Source organism: Bradyrhizobium sp. NDS-1, from assembly GCF_032918005.1.
In the GTDB taxonomy this organism is placed as follows: domain Bacteria; phylum Pseudomonadota; class Alphaproteobacteria; order Rhizobiales; family Xanthobacteraceae; genus Bradyrhizobium; species Bradyrhizobium tunisiense.
Window position 1 is genome coordinate 5381483 of the sequence record NZ_CP136628.1, and the last position, 22370, is coordinate 5403852.

The 22370-nt window shown below is 63.7% G+C and carries 22 protein-coding genes; 2 read left to right on the forward strand and 20 right to left on the reverse strand.

All coding sequences use genetic code 11. The features are described from left to right. Positions 1–3: 3 nt before the first annotated feature. The 14 genes from RX330_RS25170 to RX330_RS25235 all read right to left on the reverse strand — a co-directional run bounded on the left by RX330_RS25170 (position 4) and on the right by RX330_RS25235 (position 14255). Entirely contained in the window at positions 4–1650 is a 1647-nt protein-coding gene (locus RX330_RS25170; RefSeq protein WP_317240260.1) for an FGGY-family carbohydrate kinase, read from the reverse strand. Positions 1651–1683: 33 nt separating this feature from the next. Further along, entirely contained in the window at positions 1684–2457 is a 774-nt protein-coding gene (locus tag RX330_RS25175) for an SDR family NAD(P)-dependent oxidoreductase (protein WP_317240261.1), read from the reverse strand. A 41-nt stretch (positions 2458–2498) separates the two neighbouring features. Then, positions 2499–3506 carry an ABC transporter ATP-binding protein gene (locus tag RX330_RS25180; protein WP_317240262.1) on the reverse strand — a complete coding sequence of 336 codons (1008 nt, stop codon included), beginning with the start codon at positions 3504–3506 and terminating at the stop codon, positions 2499–2501. A gap of 15 nt (positions 3507–3521) precedes the next feature. Continuing rightward, positions 3522–4352 carry a carbohydrate ABC transporter permease gene (locus RX330_RS25185; RefSeq protein WP_317240263.1) on the reverse strand — a complete coding sequence of 277 codons (831 nt, stop codon included), beginning with the start codon at positions 4350–4352 and terminating at the stop codon, positions 3522–3524. 4 nt (positions 4353–4356) lie between these two features. Beyond that, positions 4357–5229 (reverse strand): carbohydrate ABC transporter permease, encoded by an 873-nt coding sequence (locus RX330_RS25190; protein WP_317240264.1) that lies wholly within the window; start codon positions 5227–5229, stop codon positions 4357–4359. 145 nt (positions 5230–5374) lie between these two features. Then, complete coding sequence (locus RX330_RS25195) at positions 5375–6688, reverse strand: ABC transporter substrate-binding protein (RefSeq protein ID WP_317240265.1); 1314 nt, start codon at positions 6686–6688, stop codon at positions 5375–5377. 289 nt (positions 6689–6977) lie between these two features. After that, positions 6978–7928, reverse strand: coding sequence for a sugar-binding transcriptional regulator (locus RX330_RS25200; RefSeq protein WP_212092412.1), 951 nt, complete (start codon positions 7926–7928; stop codon positions 6978–6980). Between the two features lie 7 nt (positions 7929–7935). Then, on the reverse strand, positions 7936–8598 hold the full coding sequence (locus RX330_RS25205; protein ID WP_317240266.1) for an HAD family hydrolase: 663 nt from the start codon (positions 8596–8598) through the stop codon (positions 7936–7938). 75 nt (positions 8599–8673) lie between these two features. Further along, positions 8674–10593 (reverse strand): nitric oxide reductase activation protein NorD, encoded by a 1920-nt coding sequence (locus tag RX330_RS25210; RefSeq protein WP_317240267.1) that lies wholly within the window; start codon positions 10591–10593, stop codon positions 8674–8676. Between the two features lie 10 nt (positions 10594–10603). Further along, complete coding sequence (locus tag RX330_RS25215) at positions 10604–11413, reverse strand: CbbQ/NirQ/NorQ/GpvN family protein (RefSeq protein ID WP_317240268.1); 810 nt, start codon at positions 11411–11413, stop codon at positions 10604–10606. A 65-nt stretch (positions 11414–11478) separates the two neighbouring features. After that, positions 11479–12825, reverse strand: a complete 1347-nt coding sequence (locus RX330_RS25220; RefSeq protein WP_212092408.1) for a cbb3-type cytochrome c oxidase subunit I — start codon at positions 12823–12825, stop codon at positions 11479–11481. 40 nt (positions 12826–12865) lie between these two features. Further along, positions 12866–13318 carry a c-type cytochrome gene (locus tag RX330_RS25225; protein ID WP_212092407.1) on the reverse strand — a complete coding sequence of 151 codons (453 nt, stop codon included), beginning with the start codon at positions 13316–13318 and terminating at the stop codon, positions 12866–12868. Between the two features lie 98 nt (positions 13319–13416). Beyond that, positions 13417–13677 (reverse strand): cytochrome C oxidase subunit IV family protein, encoded by a 261-nt coding sequence (locus tag RX330_RS25230; RefSeq protein ID WP_375847654.1) that lies wholly within the window; start codon positions 13675–13677, stop codon positions 13417–13419. Further along, entirely contained in the window at positions 13677–14255 is a 579-nt protein-coding gene (locus tag RX330_RS25235) for a cytochrome c oxidase subunit 3 family protein (RefSeq protein WP_317240269.1), read from the reverse strand. Before RX330_RS25235 ends, RX330_RS25230 begins: the two co-directional genes overlap by 1 nt. Positions 14256–14428: 173 nt before the next feature. Here RX330_RS25235 and RX330_RS25240 point away from each other — a divergent pair, with 173 nt between their 5' ends. Next, the gene (locus RX330_RS25240; protein ID WP_091892367.1) at positions 14429–14584 is read left to right on the forward strand and encodes a hypothetical protein; all 156 of its coding nucleotides are present in this window, start codon (positions 14429–14431) and stop codon (positions 14582–14584) included. Between the two features lie 180 nt (positions 14585–14764). After that, entirely contained in the window at positions 14765–15385 is a 621-nt protein-coding gene (locus RX330_RS25245) for a response regulator transcription factor (RefSeq protein WP_317240270.1), read from the forward strand. A 17-nt stretch (positions 15386–15402) separates the two neighbouring features. Here the strand turns inward: RX330_RS25245 and RX330_RS25250 are convergent, their stop codons facing one another. The 6 genes from RX330_RS25250 to RX330_RS25275 form a co-directional block, all read right to left on the reverse strand. Next, positions 15403–16299 carry an AraC family transcriptional regulator gene (locus RX330_RS25250; protein WP_317240271.1) on the reverse strand — a complete coding sequence of 299 codons (897 nt, stop codon included), beginning with the start codon at positions 16297–16299 and terminating at the stop codon, positions 15403–15405. A 73-nt stretch (positions 16300–16372) separates the two neighbouring features. Further along, positions 16373–17563, reverse strand: coding sequence for a multiple monosaccharide ABC transporter permease (mmsB, locus tag RX330_RS25255; protein WP_317240272.1), 1191 nt, complete (start codon positions 17561–17563; stop codon positions 16373–16375). Beyond that, a complete protein-coding gene (gene mmsA / locus RX330_RS25260) occupies positions 17560–19137 on the reverse strand; it encodes a multiple monosaccharide ABC transporter ATP-binding protein (RefSeq protein WP_317240273.1) in 1578 nt (525 codons plus the stop codon). The genes mmsB and mmsA overlap by 4 nt, the downstream gene beginning before the upstream one ends. A 130-nt stretch (positions 19138–19267) precedes the next feature. Continuing rightward, entirely contained in the window at positions 19268–20341 is a 1074-nt protein-coding gene (gene chvE / locus RX330_RS25265; RefSeq protein ID WP_212092400.1) for a multiple monosaccharide ABC transporter substrate-binding protein, read from the reverse strand. Positions 20342–20413: 72 nt separating this feature from the next. Next, positions 20414–21292, reverse strand: a complete 879-nt coding sequence (locus tag RX330_RS25270; RefSeq protein ID WP_212092497.1) for an SMP-30/gluconolactonase/LRE family protein — start codon at positions 21290–21292, stop codon at positions 20414–20416. Beyond that, entirely contained in the window at positions 21292–22368 is a 1077-nt protein-coding gene (locus tag RX330_RS25275) for an aldose epimerase family protein (protein WP_317240274.1), read from the reverse strand. The genes RX330_RS25270 and RX330_RS25275 overlap by 1 nt, the downstream gene beginning before the upstream one ends. Positions 22369–22370: the final 2 nt, after the last annotated feature.

The following is a 22370-nucleotide window of genomic DNA, read 5'->3' on the forward strand; positions in this document are numbered from 1 at the left end:
CTTTCAACCTCTCGCGATGTCGCGCATCGCCGCGCGGCTGCCGCGATCGACTTCGCGCAGCAGCTTGTAGACCTCGCGCTTGCGCGTATGAAACGCCGCCATGTCAAGCGCGGTCGGTTCGCTCTTCCCTCCCAGCGCCGACATCTTGGCCATGGTCTCGCCGATCGAAGCATACGCGCCGCCGGCCACCGCCCCCAGCATCGCCGCCCCCAGCAGCACCGGCTCCCTGGTCTGCGGCAGCGCGACGGAGAGACCCGTCGTGTCCGCCATGATCTGTCGCACCAGCGGGCTTCGACTGGCACCGCCACCCATGATCATGATGCTGGAGCGCACGCCATGCGCGGCAAAGGCTTCGATCACCTCGGCGAGCCCATAGGCGAGCCCGCACAGGCCGGCGACGAACAGCCGCTCCATCGAGGCGATGTCGGTGTCGAGATCGAGCCCCGTGATCACCGCGCGCGTATCAGGGTCGGCGTAGGGCGAGCGGTTGCCGATGAATTCAGGAAGCACATGAACGTCGCGGGCGAGCAGAGCGGCGCGGCTGACGCTGCCCGCACGCGCGATGATGCGACGCTCGAGGAAGTCGATGAGGTCGAGGCCCTCGCCGCGCGCCGCCGCGCTCGCCTCAGCATGAGCCGGATGCGACTTGAGGAGATGGTCGATCGCCGCACCTGCCGCCGATTGGCCGCCCTCGTTGAGCCAGAAGTCCGGGACCATGCCGGAGTAATAAGGCCCCCACACGCCGGGCACGAAGCACGGCTCGCGGGTCGTCGCCATGATGCAGGCCGAAGTTCCCATGATGTAGGCGAGCCGGTCGCAGACATCGCTCGCCCCGCCCACACCGTCGCGTCCGCCGATCGCGCCAATGCCGCCGGCATGGGCGTCGATCAACGAGGCACCGACCGGTATGCCCGGCGGCAGGCCAAGCTCGGCCGCCGCCGCGCGGGTGAGACCGGTGCCGAGCCGCGTGCCGGGGGCGACGATCTCGGTGCCGATGCGGGCGTATTTCTCGTTGACGAAGTCCGACAGGCCGATGCGCTTGAAAAATTGCGCGCTCCAGCCGCCGCCGTCATGGGCGAGATAGTTCCATTTGCAGGTGACGGTGCAGGTCGAGCGCTGCAGCGAACCCGTCGCGCGCCAGCTCAAATAATCGGAGAGATCGAAGAAATGGCCAGCGGCGTCAAAGCTCCCGCGAAGGTGCCGCTTCAGCCATAGCAGTTTCGGCATCTGCATCTCGGGCGAGATCGAGCCGCCGACATAGCGCAACACGTCATCCTCGGTCTCATTGATCAGCCGCGCCTCGGCGATGGCACGATGATCCATCCAGACGATGACATTGCGTTGCCTGTCGCCGGATGCGCTGACGGTGAGCGGCGCGCCCTGCCTGTCGAGGACGACCAGAGAGCAGGTGGCATCAAAGCCGATGCCGCCGACGCTATCAGATGCGATGGCGGCTTCCGCCATCGCCGCTCGCACCGAAGTTACGCAGGCCTCCCAGATGTCCTGGGACGACTGCTCGACGATGTCGCCGGGCTCGTGCCAGATCCGGATCGGATGCCGCGCGGTCGCAAGCAGCGTCCCGGCCTCGTCAAACACCCCTGCCCGCGTGCTCGTGGTCCCCACGTCGACGCCGATATACGCTCGCGGCATTGTCGCTCCAGCTTCGTCGGTTTTGACGCAAGCCTACCAGCAAGTGTAGCCGCCATCCACCAGCACGATGCTGCCGGTCATCAGGCTCGCGGCTTCGGAGGACAGGAACAAGACGACGGAGGCGATCTCCTCGACCTGCCCCATCCGCGCCATCGGGGTTCCACCAATCCAGGCGTCGTACATCTTGGCGTTGCTCTTCACGAAAGCGTTGAGCGGCGTCTCGATATAGGTCGGCGCCACCGCATTGACGCGAATGCCGCGCGCGCCCCATTCGGCGGCCAGCGATTTGGTCAGATGATGAACGCCCGCCTTGGAGGCGTTGTAGAAGCACTGCTCCTGCGGCTTGTTGACGATGAAGCCGGACATCGAGCCGACATTGACGATGGCGCCGCTCCTGGCCTTCAGCATGTGCCTGCCGAACTCGCGGCAGCACCAGAACGTGCCATTGAGGTTGACGTCGATGACGTTGAGCCAGTGCTCGTCGGTGACGGTCTCGGCCGGGGTTTCGCTGCGGGCGATGCCGGCATTGTTGACGAGGATGTCGACCTTGCCATGGCGGGCGACGAGGTCGTTCGCGACCTCCGCCACACGCCTGGTATCGGTCACGTCCATGATCGCGGTCTCGATGTCAAAGCCCTTCGCCTTCAGGCTGGCCTTGGCGCTGTCGGCGACCTTGCCGTCGCGGTCGCCGATGATGACCCTGGCGCCGGCCTCGGCCAGTGCTTCCGCGCAGCCGAGGCCAATGCCCTGCCCGCCGCCGGTGATGAACGCGGTCTTGCCGCTCAGCTTGAATTTTTCCAGGTACATGATGGTCTTTCCGTTTCTCGCCGTTCTCTTGCCGTTTCTTGTCAGCCTCGCAGCGCGTTGCCGCCCTGATCGAAGCGATGGATGCGTGCGGGCTCTGGCAGCAGCGACACGCGGTCGCCGGCATGCAGGCTCAACTCGCCGACATAGCGCGCTGTCAGCATGCCGAGCGGACCGGCATCGACGTAAAGGAAAGTGTCGCTGCCGAGATGCTCGGCGACGGCAATGGTTCCGAGCCAACCGCCTTCGCCCTCGCGCTCGATCCTGAGATGCTCCGGCCGCACGCCGATGGTGGCGGCGCCGCGCTGCAGGGCGAGCTCTCCGGTGACGAAGTTCATCTTGGGCGAGCCGATGAAGCCGGCGACGAAGAGATTGGCGGGCCGCTCATAGAGCTCCAGCGGCGAGCCATATTGCTCGATCTTGCCGCCATTGAGCACGACGATCTTGTCGGCCATGGTCATGGCCTCGACCTGGTCGTGGGTGACATAGATCGCGGTGGTGCCGAGCTGCTTCTGGAGCCGCGTCACCTCGATGCGCATCTGCACGCGTAGCGCGGCATCGAGGTTGGACAGCGGCTCGTCGAACAGGAATGCCTTGGGCTCGCGCACGATCGCGCGGCCGATCGCGACACGCTGGCGCTGGCCGCCGGAAAGCTCGCGCGGCTTGCGATCGAGATAGGGCGTGAGATTCAGCGTCGCGGCGGCAGCCTCGACCTTGCGATTGATCTCGTCTCTGGCAAGGCCCGCCATCTTCAGGCCGAAGCCGATATTGCCGCGCACGCTCATATGCGGATAGAGCGCGTAGGACTGGAACACCATCGACAGCCCACGCTTGGCGGGCGGCGTATCGACGACGTTCTTGCCGTCGATCAGGATCTTGCCGCCGGAGACGTCTTCGAGCCCGGCGATCAGCCGCAAGAGCGTGGTCTTGCCGCAGCCGGACGGACCGACAAACACGACGAAGGAGCCGTCGGCGATGTCCAGGTCGGCGCCCTTGATGATGTGCACCGGGCCGAAGGATTTTTGCACGCCCTGAAGTGTGATCTGACCCATGATCCGGCAGCCCCTCTACTTCACCGCACCGAAGGTTAGCCCGCGCACGAGCTGCTTCTGGCTGAACCAACCGAGGACGAGAATGGGCGCGATCGCCAGCGTCGAGGCTGCCGACAATTTTGCCCAGAACAGCCCTTCCGGGCTGGAATAGGACGCGATGAACGTGGTGAGCGGCGCAGCGTTCGAGGTCGACAGATTGAGCGTCCAGAACGCTTCGTTCCAGGCGAGGATCAAATTGAGCAGCATCGTCGAGGCCAGCCCCGGGATCGCCATCGGTGTCAAGACGTAGACCAGCTCGCGGCCGATGGTGGCGCCGTCCATGCGCGCCGCTTCGAGGATGTCGCGCGGGATCTCCTTGAAGTAGGTGAAGAGCATCCAGATCACGATCGGCAGATTGCCGAGGCACAGGATGAAGACGAGACCGGCACGGGAATCGAGCAGGCCGAAGCTCTTGTAGATCAGGTAGATCGGCACCAGCACGCCGACCGGCGGCATCATCTTGGTCGAGAGCATCCAGAGCAGGATGTCCTTAGTACGCTTGGTCGGCGAGAACGCCATCGACCAGGCCGCGGGAACGGCTATCAAGAGAGCGATGAGCGTCGAGCCGCCGGCGATGATGATCGAGTTCATCGCGTGGTGGAGATAGTCGCTGCGCTCTTGCACCGTCGCGTAATTCTCGGTGGTCCAATGAAAGAACAGGAAGGACGGCGGCACGGAGAAAGCCTCGAGCTCGGTCTTGAAGCTCGCCAGCACCATCCAGAGGATCGGGAAGAAGATCAGGAAGCCGAAGAACCAGGCCCCGATCGTCGAAACCACCACCTGCTGCGTCGTCGCCCTCCGTGCCATGGTGTCACGCCTCCAGATTGCGGCCGACGATGCGGACCAGGAAGAAGGCGACGACGTTCGCGATCACGACAGCAACCAGGCCGCCTGCCGAGGCCGTGCCGACGTCGTACTGAATCAAGGCCTGCGAATAGATCAGGAAAGCGATGTTGGTGGTGGATAGGCCGGGGCCGCCGCCCGTGGTGACGTAGATCTCCGCAAAAACCGTCAGCAGGAAGATGGTCTCGATCAGGATCACCACCGTGATGGGGCGCGCGAGATGCGGCAGGGTGATGTAGATGAAGGTCGAGACGGCGCTGGCGCCGTCCATCTCGGCGGCCTCCTTCTGCTCCTCGTCGAGCGATTGCAGCGCGGTGAGCAGGATCAGCGTCGCGAACGGGAGCCATTGCCAGGTCACGATCAGGATCACCGCAAACAGCGGCACGTCGTTGAACCAGTCGATCGGCGTCAGGCCGAACAGAGTGGCCAGCCAGGCGAACAGGCCGGACACCGGGTGCATCAGCAGGTTCTTCCAGACCAGCGCGCTTACCGTCGGCATCACGAAGAACGGCGCGATCACCATCAGCCGCACGAAATTGCGTCCGACCACCGGCTGATCCATCAGCAGCGCCAGTGGAATGCCGAGCATGATCGTCAGCGCCAGTACCGAGCCGACCAGCACCAGCGTGTTCTGAAGCGAGGCCAGGAAGGCGGGATCGGTGAGGAAGTAGCGGAAGTTCTCCAGCCCGACAAACGACTCGGAGCCGGGATCGAGCAGGCTGTAATGCAGCGTCGAGAAATAGATCGTCAGCCCCAGCGGGACGATCATCCAGATGAAGAGCAGCCCGACCGCCGGCGTCAGGAGCGAGCGCGCAAGGAACTGCGTCTGCCGTGTCGCCATCGTTGGCTTCTCCTTAGAGCGTTTTCGAGCGAAGTGGGGACCGGTTCGCGGGAAGAAAACGCGTCAAAATGAAACCTCGGGAAGAAGGCGGCCATCCATGAATTTGGATGGCCGCAAGTCGGAGCTCAGGAGGAAGAGCTCGGGTTCACTTGATGTAGCCGGCGCGCTTCATCTCGCGCTCGGTCACAGACTGCGCCGCGGTCAGCGCGGCATCGACCGTCATCGACCCGGCCAGCGCGGCCGAGAATTGCTGGCCCACCTGGGTGCCGATGCCCTGGAATTCCGGGATCGCGGCGTATTGCACGCCCACGTAAGGAACCGGCTTCACCGTCGGCTTGTTCGGATCGGCCGCGTCGATCGAGGCCAGCGTCAGCTTCGCGAACGGGGCGACCTTCAGATAGTCGGGGTTCTGGTAGAGCGAGGTGCGCGTGCCCGGCGGCACGTTGGCCCAACCCTCCTTTGACGCGACGAGCTTGGTGTAGTCCTTGCTCGTCGCCCAGGAGATGAACTTCTCGGCCGCTTCCGTCTTCTTGGAGCCGGCGGGGATCGCGAGATTCCAGGCCCACAGCCAGTTGGCGTTCTTGCCAAGCCCGGTGTTGGGCGCGAGCGCAAAGCCGACCTTGTCGGCGACCTTAGACTCCTTCGGATTGGTGACGAAGGATGCCGCGACCGTGGCGTCGATCCACATGCCGCACTTGCCGGCGTTGAACAGCGCCAGATTCTCGTTGAACCCGTTGGAGCTCGCGCCGGGAGGCCCCGCTTCCTTCATCAGATTGACGTAGTTCGTCAACGTCGCCTTCCATTCCGACGTGTTGAATTGCGGCGCCCACTTCTCGTCGAACCAGCGCGCGCCGTAGGAATTGGCCATGGCCGAGAGGAACGCCATGTTCTCGCCCCAGCCGGCCTTGCCGCGGAGGCAAATGCCGTAGGTGCCAACGCCCTTGTCGGTCAGCTTCTTGGCCGCGTCGATCACGAAATCCCAGGTCGGCTTCTCCGGCATCTTCAGGCCGGCCTTCTCGAACAGGTCGGTGCGATACATCACCATCGAGCTCTCGCCATAGAACGGCGCGGCGTAGAGCTTGCCATCGACGGAGACCGCATCCTTGATCTTGGGCAGGAGGTCGGCGACGTCGTAATCGCCGCCGAGATTGGCGAGCGGTACCAGCCAGCCCTTCTTGGCCCAGATCGGCACCTCATAGGTGCCGATGGTGAGCACGTCGAACTGGCCACCCTTGGTGGCGATGTCGGTGGTGACGCGCTGGCGCAGCACGTTCTCCTCCAGCGTCACCCATTTCACTGAAATGTCGGGGTTCTTCTTGGTGAACTCAGCCGTCAGCCCCTGCATGCGGATCATGTCGCCATTGTTGACAGTGGCGATCGTCAGGATCGTTTCGGCCACCGCGGGGACGGCCAGCAAAAGTGCAGACGCGCCGCAGACGGCGCCCAGGACATGTTTCACGGTGACCTCCCTCAAACTCGCGTTTTGGGCATCTGCCCACGCGTTGGGCGTATGTTCAACGCAAGGAAGGACTGTTGTCAAGAAGGCGAAGGGCCGTTCTCGCAACTTATGAGTGCTGCGGTGCGGGAGTGATGGCCGGGCGGCCCCCACACACGCTGTCATGCTCCGCGAAAGCGGGGCATCCAGTACTCCGTGCAGTGAGTGATTTGCTCCAAGAGAGGCCGCGGCGTACCGGATCATCCGCTTTCGCGGATGATGACAGCGGCGCAAGTGGCGGGACCGGCCGCCCCTACCGCTCCAGGATGGCCTTTGCGGTCGTCTCGTCTGTGATCAACCCGTTGATCAGGCCCCCGTTCAGCGCCGCCGCGATCGCCACTACCTTGGCTGCACCGATCGCCGCGGCGATCGTGGTGGTCTTCGCCGGCACTTCCGGCGGGATGCTGGTTAGGCGCTTGTTGGTGCCGGATTTGAGCAGGCGGCCCTTTGAATCATAGGCCCAGCCGGTGATCTCGCCGATCGCACCCAGCCGCATCATCTCGAACAATTCGTCGCGGGTCACGAAGCCGTCGACATGGACCTGTGCCTTCTGGTCCATCTGGCCGATGCCGACAAGGCGCAAATCCGCTTTGGCGGCCACCGCCTTCACTTTGGCGATCGGCTCGATGCGGACCATCTTGTTGCGCTCGTCCTCGGACGACATCAGGAACGGCAGCGGCATCGGATAGTGCCGCGCACCCGTGCGATCGGCGAGCCGGCCGACGGTGTCGTAGAAGCTCGCCGAGCCGTCGGCGGAGATGTTGCCGACCAGCGAGACGATCTGGTGATTGGGCCGGTCGATCGGCGTGACGCGCTCGACCGCAGCGCGCACCGCCCGGCCCGTGCCGAGCGCGACGATCACGGGCGTCTCCGAACGCAGCGTGGAATCGAGCAAATTAGCGCAACGCTCGGCGATACCCGCGGTGGCTTGCGGCGCCGCTGGATCGGCCGGGACCACCTCGCAATGAACGAGATCGAAGCGCTCCTTCAGGCGCGCCGCCAATTCCATGCAGGCGGCGATGGGATGCTCGAGCCGGAAGGTGATGAGACGCTCGGCGAGGCACAGCGAAACCAGCCGTTGCGCCGAGGCGCGCGAGACCTGCAGCATCTTTGCGATCTCGTCCTGGGTGTGACCCGCGATGAAATAGAGCCAGCCGGCGCGCGCGGCGTCGTCGAGTCGCGATCTGTCGTTCTCGGCGGCCATGCGGGCCTCACGTCTCCCAGAATTCGATCATGCGCGAGAACACCCGGTCGGCCCCCGCGCCGGACAATATAGCCTGTCCGTCGCGTCCGCGATAATGGCCGCCGCCGACAAATCCCCAGACGGTCATGCCGGCCGCCTTGCCCGCCTGAACGCCGCTGACGCTGTCCTCGATCACCAGGGTGCGCGCAGGTTGCACCCCCATCTTCTCCGCCGCGAGGAGAAAGAGATCGGGCGCCGGCTTGCCGTGCCTGACCATTTGCGCGGTGTAGATCCGATTCCCGAAATGCGCCCGCAGCCCGGTGACGTCGAGGGAGAGCGCCACGCGATCGATGTCGCTGGATGAAGCCACGCAACACGGCACGGACAAGTCGGACATCACGCCGGCAATGCCGGGGGTCGGCTGAAGCGAAGCTGCGAAGGTCGTCAGCACTTGCGACTTCAAGCGCGGCAGAAAACTGTCCGGCACGATCTGCCCGAGATCACGATAATGCTGCTCGATCGCCTTGGTGCTGCGCCCCAGGAAGAGCTCGAGCGCCTGCTCTACGCTGAGCGCGATGCCGAACTCCGCCAGCACCTCGGACAGGCACCGGCAGCTCAACAGCTCGCTGTCGACGAGCACGCCATCGCAATCGAAGATGATCAGATCGGAACTTGACCGGCGGAGGACCATTCGACCATTCGATCATATACCCAAATGATGAGCAATAGCTCGTGAAGAGAGCTGCCCCTCTGGATTTTTCCGCCGTCAGTGCGCGACCTGCCGGTAGATCGCCGGCAGTGCCGCAGGCAACCGCTTGATGTTGCCGACGATGGCGTAGCCGCCGCGACCGAACAGGGTCGGGAAGTAGGATTGCGCAGTTGTGTCCACCGTGACGCCGAAGGCGGCGATGCCGAGGCGGCGCGCCTCGTGGACCGACTTGCGGGTGTCCTCGACAGCGAAGCGGCCCTCGTAATGATCGACGTCGTTCGGCTTGCCGTCAGTTAGGACGATCAGCAGCTTCTTGCGCTGCGGCTGGCGGGCGAGTTCGGCGGCGGCGTAGCGCACCGCCGTGCCGATCCGCGTGTAATAGCCGGGCTTCAGCGCGCCGATCCGGCGCTCCACCGCCCCGCTCATCGGCTCCCCGAAGGCCTTGACCGTTTCGAGCCGCACCCAGGAACGGCGGCGCGAGGTGAAGGTCAGGATGCTGTGGTGATCGCCGCAGGCTGAGAGCCCGTGGGCGAGCACCAGCAGGGCCTCCTTCTCGACGTCGAGGACGCGGTGGCCGTCGACCCAGGCGTCAGTGGACAGCGAGACGTCGACCAGCAGCGTGACCGCGAGATCGTGCCCTTGCGGTCGCATGGCGACATGGATGCGGTCGAGACCACTGCCGCCGCTGCCGGCGCGAAGATCGCACCGCGCACGCACGAGCGCGTCGAGATCGAGATCGTGTCCGTCAGCCTGGGCGCGCATCAGCTCATGGCGCGGCCGCAACATCTCGAAGCGGCGGCGCACCTGGCGGATGTGCCGGCGCGTTGCATCGTCAGGTATCCAGCTCTCCCCTTGCTCGGAGGCCGCAGCGGCAAGCACGCGGCAATGATCCGGCAGATAGGAGCCGCTGCGATAGTCCCATTCGGGATAGGTGAGGTCCGCATCGAGCTTCGAGGCATCGAGCGCTTCCGGCGGCAGGTCGAGGTCGAACTTGAACCGGCTCGCCGGCTTGCCGCTACGGCGGCTGAGGGTGATCTCCTCGAGATCGTCGGCCGCTTTCTGCGCATCCTCGTCCTCGCTGTCGTCGGCCGGACGGTCGACATTGACCATCTCGGCCATCGCGAGGATCTTCTCGAAGCGGTTGAGCACGAAAGGATCGCGGCGATTGGCATTGTCCTCGCGCTCGCGAACGGCAAAGCGCTTGCGATCGTCCTCCGGGGCAGCCTCTGCACCCGGTGCGCACTCGTCCTCGCCGGCATGTACGGGCGAGAGCTCGCGCGTCCAGCAATCTCCCCAGAGCGGGCACGGCAGGATCGAATGATAGCCCGGCGGCGCCTTGTCCGGCAGCGGCCCCGTCCCCATCATCGCCGGCCACAGCCTGCCCGCAGGCGCCTTGCCGGCTCCGAGCAAGGCCAGCACGATCTGCTCGACCTCCTGCTCGATGCGCGGCAAGGGGCGACGAGGCCGCGCCTCGGCCGTCGCTGCGGCGAGCTGGGCGTAATCAGTGACGAGCCCGGGGAATTGCGTGAGCACCCAGACTGCTGTCTCGCTCGCCCGGCGCAACACCAGAAGATCCCGTCGCAGCGGATCGGCTTCCGTGATCGTCTCGATCGGCGCGGCGGCGAACCACGCCGCAAGCCAGCGATAGAGCGCCGCATTGAGCGCACGGTCGGGAAAGATCGAGATGCGATCGGGGAGAAAGATGGTCGCGGCGTCGCGGCCGGGCTGCTCCAATCGCTCGTCTCCGAGGCCGATGCGCTGGCGCCAGCCGAGACGGTGCCCCGATTTCCGGGCACCAGCGCTTGCAATCTGCACCCCGGTCTCACCGCCGAGCGCGCGGAACATCACCGCGAGCCGACCCTTCATCTCGGCGAGTGCGACGGCCTGATCGTCGTGAACCGGATAGCTCGCGGTGCCGCCGACCATCCTGTGCCAGGCGCGGCCGACCGTCTCCTCCAGTTCGAGGAAGTCGAGCATGGGCGCGGCCTCACCCGATGACGGCGCGTGCGACGTCCAGCAGCGCCGCCTTCACGTCGGAATCGTCAGTGAGGGGCTCGATCATGCCGGCCAGCACGGCATCGGCGGTCGGCGTGCCCGCCGCAATCAAGGTCGCGCAATAGACCACGAGCCGGGTCGAGACGCCCTCCTCCAAATCGTGGCCCTTGAGCGCGCGCAGCCGGCCAGCCAGCCCGACCAGCGGCCGCACGCGCTCCGGCGTCAGCCCGCTTTCGGCGGACACGACGCCGATCTCCCGGTCCGGCGGCAGGAAGTCGAATTCGATGGCGACGAAGCGCTGCCGCGTCGACGGCTTCAGCGCCTTCAGCAGCGTCTGGTAGCCGGGATTGTAGGAGACGACGAGCATGAAGCTGCTCGGTGCCACCAGTTCCTCGCCGGTGCGCTCCAGCGGCAGGATGCGGCGATCGTCGGTGAGAGGATGCAGCACGACGGTGACGTCCTTGCGCGCTTCGACGACCTCGTCGAGATAGCAGATGCCGCCTTCGCGCACCGCACGCGTCAGCGGACCATCGGTCCACACCGTATCGCCTCCCCTGAGCAGATAGCGGCCGGTGAGATCGGCGGCGGTGAGATCGTCATGACAGGCAATGGTGTGAAGCGGCAGTCCCAGCCGCGCCGCCATATGCGCGACGAAGCGCGTCTTGCCGCAACCGGTCGGTCCCTTGAGCAGCACCGGCAGACGCCGCCGCCAGGCATGCTCGAACAGCTCGCATTCGTTTCCGGATGGAACATAGGCCGGCAGCTCGGGCGTCGAGGTCACCGTGTGAAGGGCAGCTTTCATGATGTTTCTCCGGAATTTCTTTGGAAAGCTGGCGAGCGCGGCGAACCGCGGCCGCCATTTCTCGTTTACTCGGCCGGCTGCAGCGCGGCGGGGATGACCGCCTGCTTCTCGCGGCCCGGCACCAGCACGGCCCAGATGAACATCAGCGCGGAGATCGCCACGAACGCGCCGGAGCCGAGACGGACCCAGTAGAACATCGCGAGCTGGTCCTGCACATCCATGTAGCCTTGGCCGAGCACGCGCTGGAGATGAACCTGGACCACGCCGGCGAAGGTCAGCGCGAAGGTCATCACCATCATGGCCGTGCACATGATCCAGAAGCTGGTCATGGAGAGCCACTGGTTATAGGGCGCACGTCCCTTGATCTGCGGGATCGCATAGGCCATTACCGACAGGTTCAGCATCACATAGGCGCCGAAGAAGGCGAGATGGCCGTGCGCAGCGGTGACCTGGGTGCCGTGGGTGTAGTAGTTCACCGAGGACAGCGTATGCAGGAAGCCCCAGACGCCGGCCCCCAGGAACGCCATCACCGAGCAGCCCACCGACCACAACAGCGCAGCGCGGTTCGGATGCTTGCGGCCGGCCTTCCAGGTCATCTGCACCGTGAAGATCACCATGGTGAAGAACGGCGCCACCTCGAGCGTTGAGAACAGCGAGCCGATCCACTGCCAATAGCCGGGCGCGCCGATCCAGTAGAAATGGTGGCCCGTGCCGAGAATGCCCGAGAACAGCGCAAGGCCGATGATGACGTAGAGCCACTTCTCCACGACCTCGCGGTCGATTCCATTGAGCTTGATCATGAGATAGGCGAGCACGGAGGCCATGATCAGCTCCCAGACGCCCTCGACCCAGAGATGGACGACGTACCACCAGTACATCTTGTCGACCGCCAGATTGATCGGATTGTAGAACGCGAACAGGAAGAAGATCGCAACGCCCCACAGGCCAAACAGCAGGATGTTCGTGACCGTGGTCTTGCGGCCCTTGAGAGCCGTCATCGTCACGTTGAACAGGAACATCAGGCAGACGACGACGATGCCGACCTTGATGATGAAGGGCTGTTCGAGGAATTCGCGGCCCTCGTGGTAGTGAAAGAGATAGCCGACCACGGCCGCACCTGCCGCGCCGAAGAACATCCAGAACTGGATTTTTGCGAGCAGCGGGCTGTACAGCTCGGTCTCGGTCTCCTCAGGCAGGAGGAAGTAGGTCGCGCCCATGAAGCCGATCAGCGACCATACGATCAGCGCGTTGGTGTGGATCATCCTGACGATGTTGAACGGCAGGAGGGTCGACAGCGTGTTGGGGAGGACGTAGATCATTCCGGCGAGCAGGCCGAACAGGACCTGTGCGAGGAACAGCGTCAGCGCGCCGTAAAAATACAGCATCGCGACTTTCTGGGTCTGATATTTCATCTCAGGCTCTCTGTCTTGAGTGATTCACGAGGCAATGCGCTCAGCCGGCCTTGTTCGGCGGCCATTGCTGGGTCTTGATCTTGCTGGTCCATTGCAGGAAGTCGGCGAGATCGTCGAGCTCCTGGTCCGTGAGGTTGAACTGCGGCATCTGCCGGCGGCCCGGCGCGCCCGAGGGCTGCGATTGCATCCAGGCCTTCAGCGTCTCACGCGCCGCGGCCGGATCCTCGTTCCCGCCCCAGCGATCCCAGACATTGCCGACTTCAGGCGCGAAATAGGCGCCCTCGCCGAGCAGGGTGTGGCAGTTGATGCAGGCGTTCTTCTCCCAGACATGCTTGCCGCGGGCGACCGACGAGGTCAGCGTCGCCGCGTCGGTCGAGGTCGTGGCCATGTAGTAGTGGCTATGCGCCGTCAGCCCTATGAAGATGGCGAAGAAAAAGGCCGAGCCGCCGTAGAAGACGTTTCGAGCGGCCGACTTGGTCAGGCGTTCAGCCATTGCCAATCCTTTCCGGTTTGAGTCGTCGAGAGAAAATCGGTGCTGCTATTTATTGCCGATCCGCGAGGGTCGCTCTTTGTCGAGGCGCAAGGAGCGCGTCAGATCAGGGCGACGATGGCGGATGCAAGCCAGGCGAACAGCACAACGATGACAACCCAGGCGGTGACAAGGCTCCGCCAGAGCGCCGGCGCAGAGCGAAGATCGAGGAAATCGAGCACGATGCGGCGGCCCTTGAGCGCGGCAAACGTCAGCAGCAACGCATTGGCGAACAACGGGCGCGACACCAGTGGCGGAACCAGAATGGTCGCAAGTGCAAGGCCGATCAACGCGATCCAGGCAATGTCGAGACGATCCGGAATCACGAGTGCACCAGATAGATGATGGGAAACATGACGATCCAGAGCAGATCGACCATGTGCCAGAAGGCGGTGCCGGTCTCGACGCCCGCGGCCCCGGCACTCCGGGAAACCACGGCCAGGATCACGATGCCGAGGCCGACATGCAGGAGATGGAATCCGGTGAGAAGGAAGTACAAAGTGAAGAACGGGCTCGTTTCCAGGCCGTTGCCTTGCGCGATCTCGCCGGCATATTCGAACAGTTTGATCGCGATGAAGAGAGCGCCAAGAGCCATGGCGCCAAAGAGCCAGCCGCGCGCTCGCACCCTTTCGCCCGCCCGTGCGGCAGCAGCCCCGCGCGCGGCGGCCCAGCCACTGGTCACCAGCACGATGGTGTTGATCCCGGCCAGATGCGTATCAAGAGTAGCCTGGCCGGCCGCGAAGATCGCAGGATGAATCACGCGGGCAATGACGAAAGCACCGAGGAAGAGGCCGAAAGCGGCGAGCTCGCTGAAGATCAGCACCCAGATCATGGGGTCGCCGGGAAGATCTTCCAGGATGCCCCAGCCGGTTTCTTGTTGTTCGCAACCCGTCGCCGACATCTGATTTCCAAACCAGGACGCCGAACGGATATCTCACCGGAGCGGTTCCGACTTTGTCGCCGCACAAAGAGTGCAAACGGCCGAACGAACGTTTGCGCTATCGCAACGTCCCTTCCGCTCGGCCGTCATAGGATCAATGTATCCGGCGGTCCCGCAAAACAGCGAGCGATGCGATGAGCGATGCACAAATCGGGCTGATGACCGCGACCCCCATCATCATCGCGTTCGCCATCGCGCTCCGGCGCATGGGCGTGCTGTCGACCGTGGCAACGGTCTCGGCGGTGAGCCTCTCCGTCGCGATCGCGGCGGTGCTGTTCACGACGCAGTAGTTTCGCAAGATCGGCAAGCCAAGGCCGGAACAGTCTCAAAAATTGCGGCAAGTACCATTTCTTGCGGTGAAAGGAGGTCAAGCCGTTGACTTCCATCGCGGGAACCCAAAAACCTGAATCCAGGAGCGCACGGGGCGGCGAAGTCTAGTTAAGGCAACGCCTTCCTTGTCAGGAGAGCAGTTGTCGGACACCGTCTACATTGTCGATGACGACGCTCCCTTCCGCACCACGCTCCAACGGCAATTGGAGCAGTCCGGATACCGCGTGGTCGCCTACGCGTCGGCCGAGCAAGCGCTGGAGCAGCCGTTCATCGAAAACGAGCCCGGCTGCATCCTCCTAGATGTCCGGATGCCTGGCTTGAGTGGCCTGGCGCTGCAAAGCAGTTTGCTGGAGCTCGGCTCGAGCCTTCCGATTCTGTTTCTCACCGGCTATTGCGACGTCAGTACGACGGTAAAGGCTATCAAAGCAGGTGCGGAAGACTTCCTGATCAAGCCTGTCGGGCTGGATGAACTCCTTCACGCGATCGCGCGAGCTCTGACGCGTCACCGGTCATTGCTCGTTCTCAAACGCGAATTCGATGATCTGCGAAATCGCCTTGCAACCTTAACCCCACGCGAACGGCAGGTATTCATGTTCCTTGTCGGAGGGAAGATCAGCAAGCAGGTGGCTCACGAACTGGGCACGTCGCTGCGGACCATCAAGGCACACCGCAAGAAGGTGATGGAGAAGATGAGAGCTGGTGGTCTGGCTGAGCTTGTGTTGATCGGCCAACGCCTGGGCGTCGGCCCGCGTGATCACTAATTGGGACGGGTGCAACTTTATGGAAAACGAGAGCCGCTTTCACGCCGGAAAACGGTCGGTGTAACACCAACGAACTTCCGAAATACTCGATTTAGCTGCGATGTATCGCTAAACCCTGCCGCTCGTGCCACGTCTTCGAGCGAGAGATCGGGCGTCGACAGCAGCAGCCCTTTCGCATGGCGGGTTCTCTCCGACAGGACGTATTGGTAGGGCGAGTGTCCAGCAGCCTCCTTGAACGTCCTGATGAAGTGGTAATGGCTCAGCCCTGCCACACTTGCCAGGTCGGATATCGAGATTTCGGTCGAGATCTGAGCGTCGACGAACTCCTGAACGCGCCTCAACTGACGCAAAGTCAGACCTCCCCGGATCTGGCTACGAGGTGAACGCTTCGGGTCAACTGCGTGCCGTAGTTCCCACAAGAGCAACAGCCCAAGTGTCTCCGCATAGGCATGGTCGTTGATGCCGGCTCCATTCACGACACTCTGGAGCGTCGCCTTGAGATTGTCGCTCTCGAAATAAAGCGATGGAGGAATTTCCGAGATATCGTCTGCCCTGCGAACCGATTTGGCCGGAACGAGATGCACCGCAAAGACGGACGAGACGCCGCCCTTGAAACGGTTCCAGCCCTGGACCGAAGATCCGGCCGGCACGAACGTCAACCTGCCTCGAAGATCGGTTCGCGTCGAAGGGCTCCCTCCGTCGATCGTCGTCTCACCCGCAGCGCGGAGAGAATCATGCAACGCCAGGAAGGCTGCATCTCCCTTGACGCGAAATTCCAGCTCCGTTTGCCAAAATTGCAGAAGCTCCGCGGAGAACCAGGACCACGACATCCGCTTGACTGAGGGACGACACCGCATCTCGGGGTCCCGCTGATGCCATTCGAGCTTCCCGTACGGCTCCAAACTCTTCTCCAAGGATTCCTTCTGCTTCGGAGACACTGCAAACTTCCGCAGAAATCCGCAACCCTTTTCGGGTCGCTTCGATCCGCTACCGCCGCTGATTGTACACGTCGATGCACACCGCTCCCAGCAGCACCAGGCCCTTGATGACCTGCTGATAGTCGATGCCGATGCCGAGGATGGACATGCCGTTGTTCATCACGCCCATGATCATGGCGCCGACCACGGCGCCGCCGACGCGCCCCACTCCGCCATAGGCCGAGGCACCGCCGATGAAGCAGGCGGCGATGACGTCGAGCTCGAAGCCGAGCCCGGCCTTCGGGGTCGCGGTGTTGAGGCGCGCAGCGAAGACGAGGCCGGCGAGCGCGGCAAGCACGCCCATGTTGACGAAGGTGAGGAAGGTCAGCCGCTCCGTCTTGATGCCCGACAGTTTTGCCGCTTTCGCATTGCCGCCCACCGCATAGACCTGCCGGCCGATCACGGTACGCCGGGTGACGAAGCCGTACAGCGCGATCAAAGCCGTCATGATGACCAGCACGTTCGGCATGCCGCGATGCGAGGCGATCAGATAGGTGAAATAGAGCACGGCGCAGGCGAGCAGAACGCTCTTTCCCAGGAAGAACGCATAAGGCTCGACCTCGATGCCATGCGATTGCTCGCGCGACCTTCCTTTGGCGCTGGCATAGACGAGGCCGAGCGCAAGCACAGCACCGATCAGCATGGAGGTCGGATGCAGTGTGCCGGCCTCCGGCAGAAGCTCCGGAATGAAGCCGGAGGACAGCTTCTGGAACGTCGCGGGGAACGGGCCGAGCGACTGCCCCTGCAGCACCGCGAGCGCGAGCCCCTTGAACACCAGCATGCCCGCCAGCGTCACGATAAAGGACGGAATGCCGAAATAGGCCACCCAATAACCCTGCGCCGCACCAATCGCCGCGCCCAGCAACAGGCAGGCGATGAAGGCGAGCGTGTAGTCGACCTTGTACGTCACCATCAGCACCGCGGCCACCGCTCCGACGAAGCCGGCAACCGAGCCGACCGACAGGTCGATATGGCCGGTGACGATCACCAGCAGCATGCCGAGCGCCATGATGACGATGTAGCTGTTCTGGAGCACCAAATTCGTCAGGTTCAGCGGCTGCAGCAGCGTGCCGCCGGTCATGACCTGGAAGAACAGCATGATCGCGATCAACGACATCAGCATGCCGTAGTTGCGCAAATTGTTCTTGATGAAGCTGCCGTGCCGGCGCTCCTCGGGCAGCGATACCGTCTTGTCGGTCATGGCTGCGATCCTCCCATCTCGACGGCCGCGGGCGCGGCGTTCCCAATGTTGCGTTCGTTGCGCATGATGGCGCGCATGATCTTTTCCTGTGTCGCATCAGAGCCCTTGAACTCGCCGACGAAGGCGCCGTCGTTCATGACACAGATGCGGTCGCAGATGCCGAGCAGCTCGGGCATCTCCGAGGAGATCACCACAACGCCGCGGCCGGCTTCCGCCAGTTCGTTGATGATACAGTAGATCTCGTATTTGGCACCGACGTCGATGCCCCGCGTCGGCTCGTCCAGGATCAGGACCTTGGGGTCGGTCATCAGCCATTTCGACAGCACCACCTTCTGCTGGTTGCCGCCGGAGAGCTGGCCAGTCTCCTGGTAGACGTCGGAGCAGCGGATGCGCATGCGGGTGCGATAATCGCTGGCGATCTTCAGCTCGGCGATGTCGTCGATGACGCGCTTGGGTGCGACCTGGTCGAGACTGGCGAGCGTGATGTTCTTGCGGACGTCGTCGGCGAGGATCAGGCCGAGCTGCTTGCGATCCTCGGTGACATAGGCAAGGCCGGCGTCGATCGCGGCTGCGACGCTCGGCAGCGCCATCTCCCGGCCTTCGAGCCGGAGAGAGCCGCTGATCGCAGTGCCCCAGGAGCGGCCGAACAGGCTCATGGCGAATTCGGTGCGGCCGGCGCCCATCAGGCCGGCAATACCGACGACCTCGCCACGCCTGACGCTGAAATCGACATTCTTGATCACCTGCCGCTCGGGATGAATCGGATGGTAAACCGACCAGTTCTCGACGGTGAGCACGGGCTCACCGATCTTCGCGTTGCGCTCCGGGAAGCGGTGGGCGAGATCGCGATTGACCATGCTGCGGATGATGCGGTCTTCCTGGATCGGCTCGCTGCGGCAGTCGATGCTGTCGACGGTGCGACCGTCGCGCAGCACCGTGATGTGGTCGGCGACCTTGGCGACCTCGTTGAGCTTGTGGGAGATCAGGATTGATCCGATGCCCTGCTCGCGGAACGCCATCAGGCGTTCGAGCAGCGCGGCGCTGTCGGCCTCGTTGAGGCTGGCGGTCGGCTCATCCAGAATCAGCATCCGCACCCGCTTGGACAGCGCCTTGGCGATCTCGACCAGTTGCTGCTTGCCGACGCCGAGATCGGTGATCAGAGTGTCAGGGGATTCCTTGAGGCCGACCTGCGTCAGCAGCTCACGCGTGCGCCGGTAGACCTCGTCGCGGTCGATGACGCCGAGCTTCGAGGGCGGATGCGACAGGAAGATGTTTTCCGCGATCGACATCAGCGGGATCAGCGCCAGCTCCTGGTGGATGATGATGATGCCGAGCGCCTCGGAATCGTTGATGTCGCGGAAGCGCCGCTCCTCGCCATCAAAGACGATGGTGCCCTCGTAGCTGCCGTGCGGATAGACGCCGCTCAGCACCTTCATCAGGGTCGACTTGCCCGCGCCGTTCTCACCGACGAGCGCGTGGATCTGCCCGGCGTGAACCGAGAAGTTGACGTCGCGCAGCGCCTGCACACCGGCAAAGCTCTTGCTGACGTTGCGCATCTCCAACATGGCGGTCATTGTCGTTTCCCTAAATCGCCATCGTTCCGGGGCGCCCGAAGGGCGACCCGGAACCTCGAGATTCTCAGGTGCGCTATTTCGCATCATCGTTCGATGCTGCGCATCGCCCCGGAATGACGGAAGTAACGTCCTACTGGAACTGCGCCTTCTTGTAGTAGCCGCTGTCGACCAGCACCTTCTCCCAATTGTCCTTGTAAACCACGACCGGCTTGAGCAGGTAGGACGGCACGGTCTTGACGCCGTTCTCGTAGGTCTTGGTGTCGTTGACCGTGACCTGCTTGCCGGCAAGTGCGGCATCGACCATGTCGGCGGTCACCTTGGCGAGGTCGCGGGTATCCTTGAAGATGGTCGAATACTGATCGCCGCGCAGCATCGCCTTGATCGAGGGCACCTCGGCATCCTGGCCGCTGATAACAGGCATCGGCTGGCCGGCGCTGCCATAACCGACGCCCTTCAGCGAGGAGATGATGCCGATCGAGATGCCGTCATAGGGCGACAGGACGGCATTGATCTTCTTGTTGCCGTAGTAGGCGCTGAGCAGATTGTCCATGCGGGCCTGGGCGGTGGCACCGTCCCAGCGCAGCGTTGCGACCTTGTCCATGCCCATCTGGCCCGAGCCAACGACGAGCTTGCCACTGTCGATGTAGGGCTTCAGCACGCTCATCGCGCCGTTGTAGAAGAAGTAGGCGTTGTTGTCGTCGGGCGAGCCGCCGAACAGCTCGATGTTGAACGGCCCCTTGCCTTCCTTCAGGCCGAGGCCCTGCTCGATCGATTGCGCCTGGAGCACACCGACCTGGAAATTGTCGAATGTCGCGTAATAGTCGACGTTCGGCGTGCCGCGGATCAGGCGGTCATAGGCGATCACGGTGATGCCCTTGGCCTTGGCTTGCTTGAGCACGTCGGACAGCGTGGTACCGTCGATCGCGGCGATCACCAGGGCTTTCGCTCCCTTGGTCACCATGTTCTCGACCTGCGAGAGCTGGTTCGGGATGTCGTCTTCGGCATATTGCAGGTCAGTGTTGTAGCCGCGCTCCTTCAACACCTTGACCATGTTGTTGCCGTCGTCGATCCACCGCGCCGAGGATTTGGTCGGCATCGCGATGCCGACGGTCGCCTTGTCCTGGGCAGACGCGGTGACGCCTGCGGCCATGGACGCAGCGCCGGCCAGCGCCAGTGCAAGGAATGTCGTCTTCAGTTTCAGCATGGTTTACTCCCTTGGTGTCAGACTGTTTCTTTGTTTCGTCGAGAACGTCGTCGTGGGCTGTTTTCGGGTCTCCTATGCGAGCTTGACGTCGGGCTCCGCGCGACCGCGCGCGGATGCCTCCAGCAGAAAAGTGCAGCCGGCTTGCGGATCGGCGGCGCGTGCGGCCGTGTCCATATCCTGCCAGGCTGACGTGACGAGAACGCGCGACAGATCGGAGCCGACGAAAGCGGGGCAGCTCGCCTGTCTGGCCGGCACGCTCAGTGAGCGCAGACGCTCGCCTTGTGGAGAATAGACATCGACGCGACCCGCGCCCCAGCAGGCATTCCAGATGTTTCCGTCGGCATCGCACACCGAGCCGTCGAGACCGCCAATGCCGGTGTGGCGTAGCAACACCTCGGGCTCGCCGCGCGGCAGGCCGGTCGCGGGGTTGAGCGGCACGGCGTAGAGCACGGCATGCGGCGTGTCGGTGAAATAGCCGGTGGCGCCGTCAGGCGAGAAGCAGATCGAATTGGGGATGCTGATGCCGGGAAACAGCGTCGAGATCTTGCCGCGATGGAACGCGTAGATCGCCCCGGCCTTCGGCTCGGCCTTCTTGCCCATGGTGCCGATCCAGAACGTGCCGGACTGGTGCACGCGGCAATCGTTGGAGCGCGTGGCTGGATTGTCGGCTTCGAGCGGAAGCAACAAGGTCATCGCGCCGTCGGCAAGCTTGCGGACATAAAGCCCGTCCTCGGCAACGATCAACTGCCGTTCGGCATCGATGCGCCCGATCGCGCTCGCCATCCGGCCGAGCGCATGGACGCGGAGGCTGCCGCTGCCGAGCCGCGCCTCGAACAGCCGTCCCTCGCGGATGTCGAACCACCACGCGGTATCGGTGCTTACGTCATAGGTCGGGCCCTCGCCGAGATGGCAGGGATCGCTCGAGATAACCGAGGTCGGCACCTGTTCCATCATGGCGTCTGCACTCCGAAGCGATAGACGGTGTGATGACGGTAGAGTTCGCCGGGATCGAGGCGCGGGCTCGGAAAATCCGGCCGGTTCGGCGCGTCAGGCCAGATGTGCGGCTCCAGGCACATGGCGTCCGACTGCCGGATGAGCTTGCCGCCCTTCCCCGAAATCGTGCCGTCGAGATAGTTGCCGGAATAGACCTGAAGTCCCGGCTGATCGGTGAACAGCTCCATGATCCGCCCCGCGCCCGGCGCCTCCAGCCGCGCTGCGAGTGCCAGCTTGCCGTCGCGGGGGAGGCAGTAGGTGTGGTCGTAGCCCCTGCCGTTCTGCAATTGCTGGTCGCTCTCGCGGATGCGCTCGCCTACGGGCCGGGGCCCGCGGAAGTCGAACGGCGTGCCAGCAACGTTACGCGGCGGTTCGGGCAAGGGAATGGCGGTGGGATCGATGGCGAGGAAATGATCGGCGGCGACCATCAGCTTGTGGTCGAGAATGGGCGTGCCTGACGTCGCCCCCTCGAGGTTGAAGAAGCTGTGGTTGGTCAGGTTGACGATGGTCGGCCGGTCGGTCCGCGCCTCCATGCTCAGCGACAGTTCGGTCGGCCCGGTGATGCGATAGGTCAGGCGGATATCGAGCCTGCCGGGGTAGTTCTCTTCCCCATGCGGGCTGACATAGGTCAGCGTCACCGCGGGGTGGGCGCCATCGTCGATTGCTGCGATGTCCCAGAGCTTGCGGTCAAAGCCATCGAGGCCACCATGCAGCGCATTCGGCCCGTTGTTGACGGCAAGCTGCACCGTCTCGCCATCGAGCGAAAACTGGCCTTTGGCGATTCGGTTGGCGTAGCGGCCGACGGTGGCGCCGAAGAACTTTCGTTCCGCGAGATAGCCGGCGAACGCGTCATGGCCGAGCACGACGTCGTCGTGGCCGCCCTTGGCATCCGGCGCGATCAGCGCCTGAAGCACCGCACCATGGGTGATGACGCGCGCCTCGAACCCGCCCTCATCGCGCAGCACGATGCGCTCGACGTTGCGGCCGTCCGGCAGCGTTCCGAAGACATCTCTTTCGATTCTTGAGCCAGCCATGT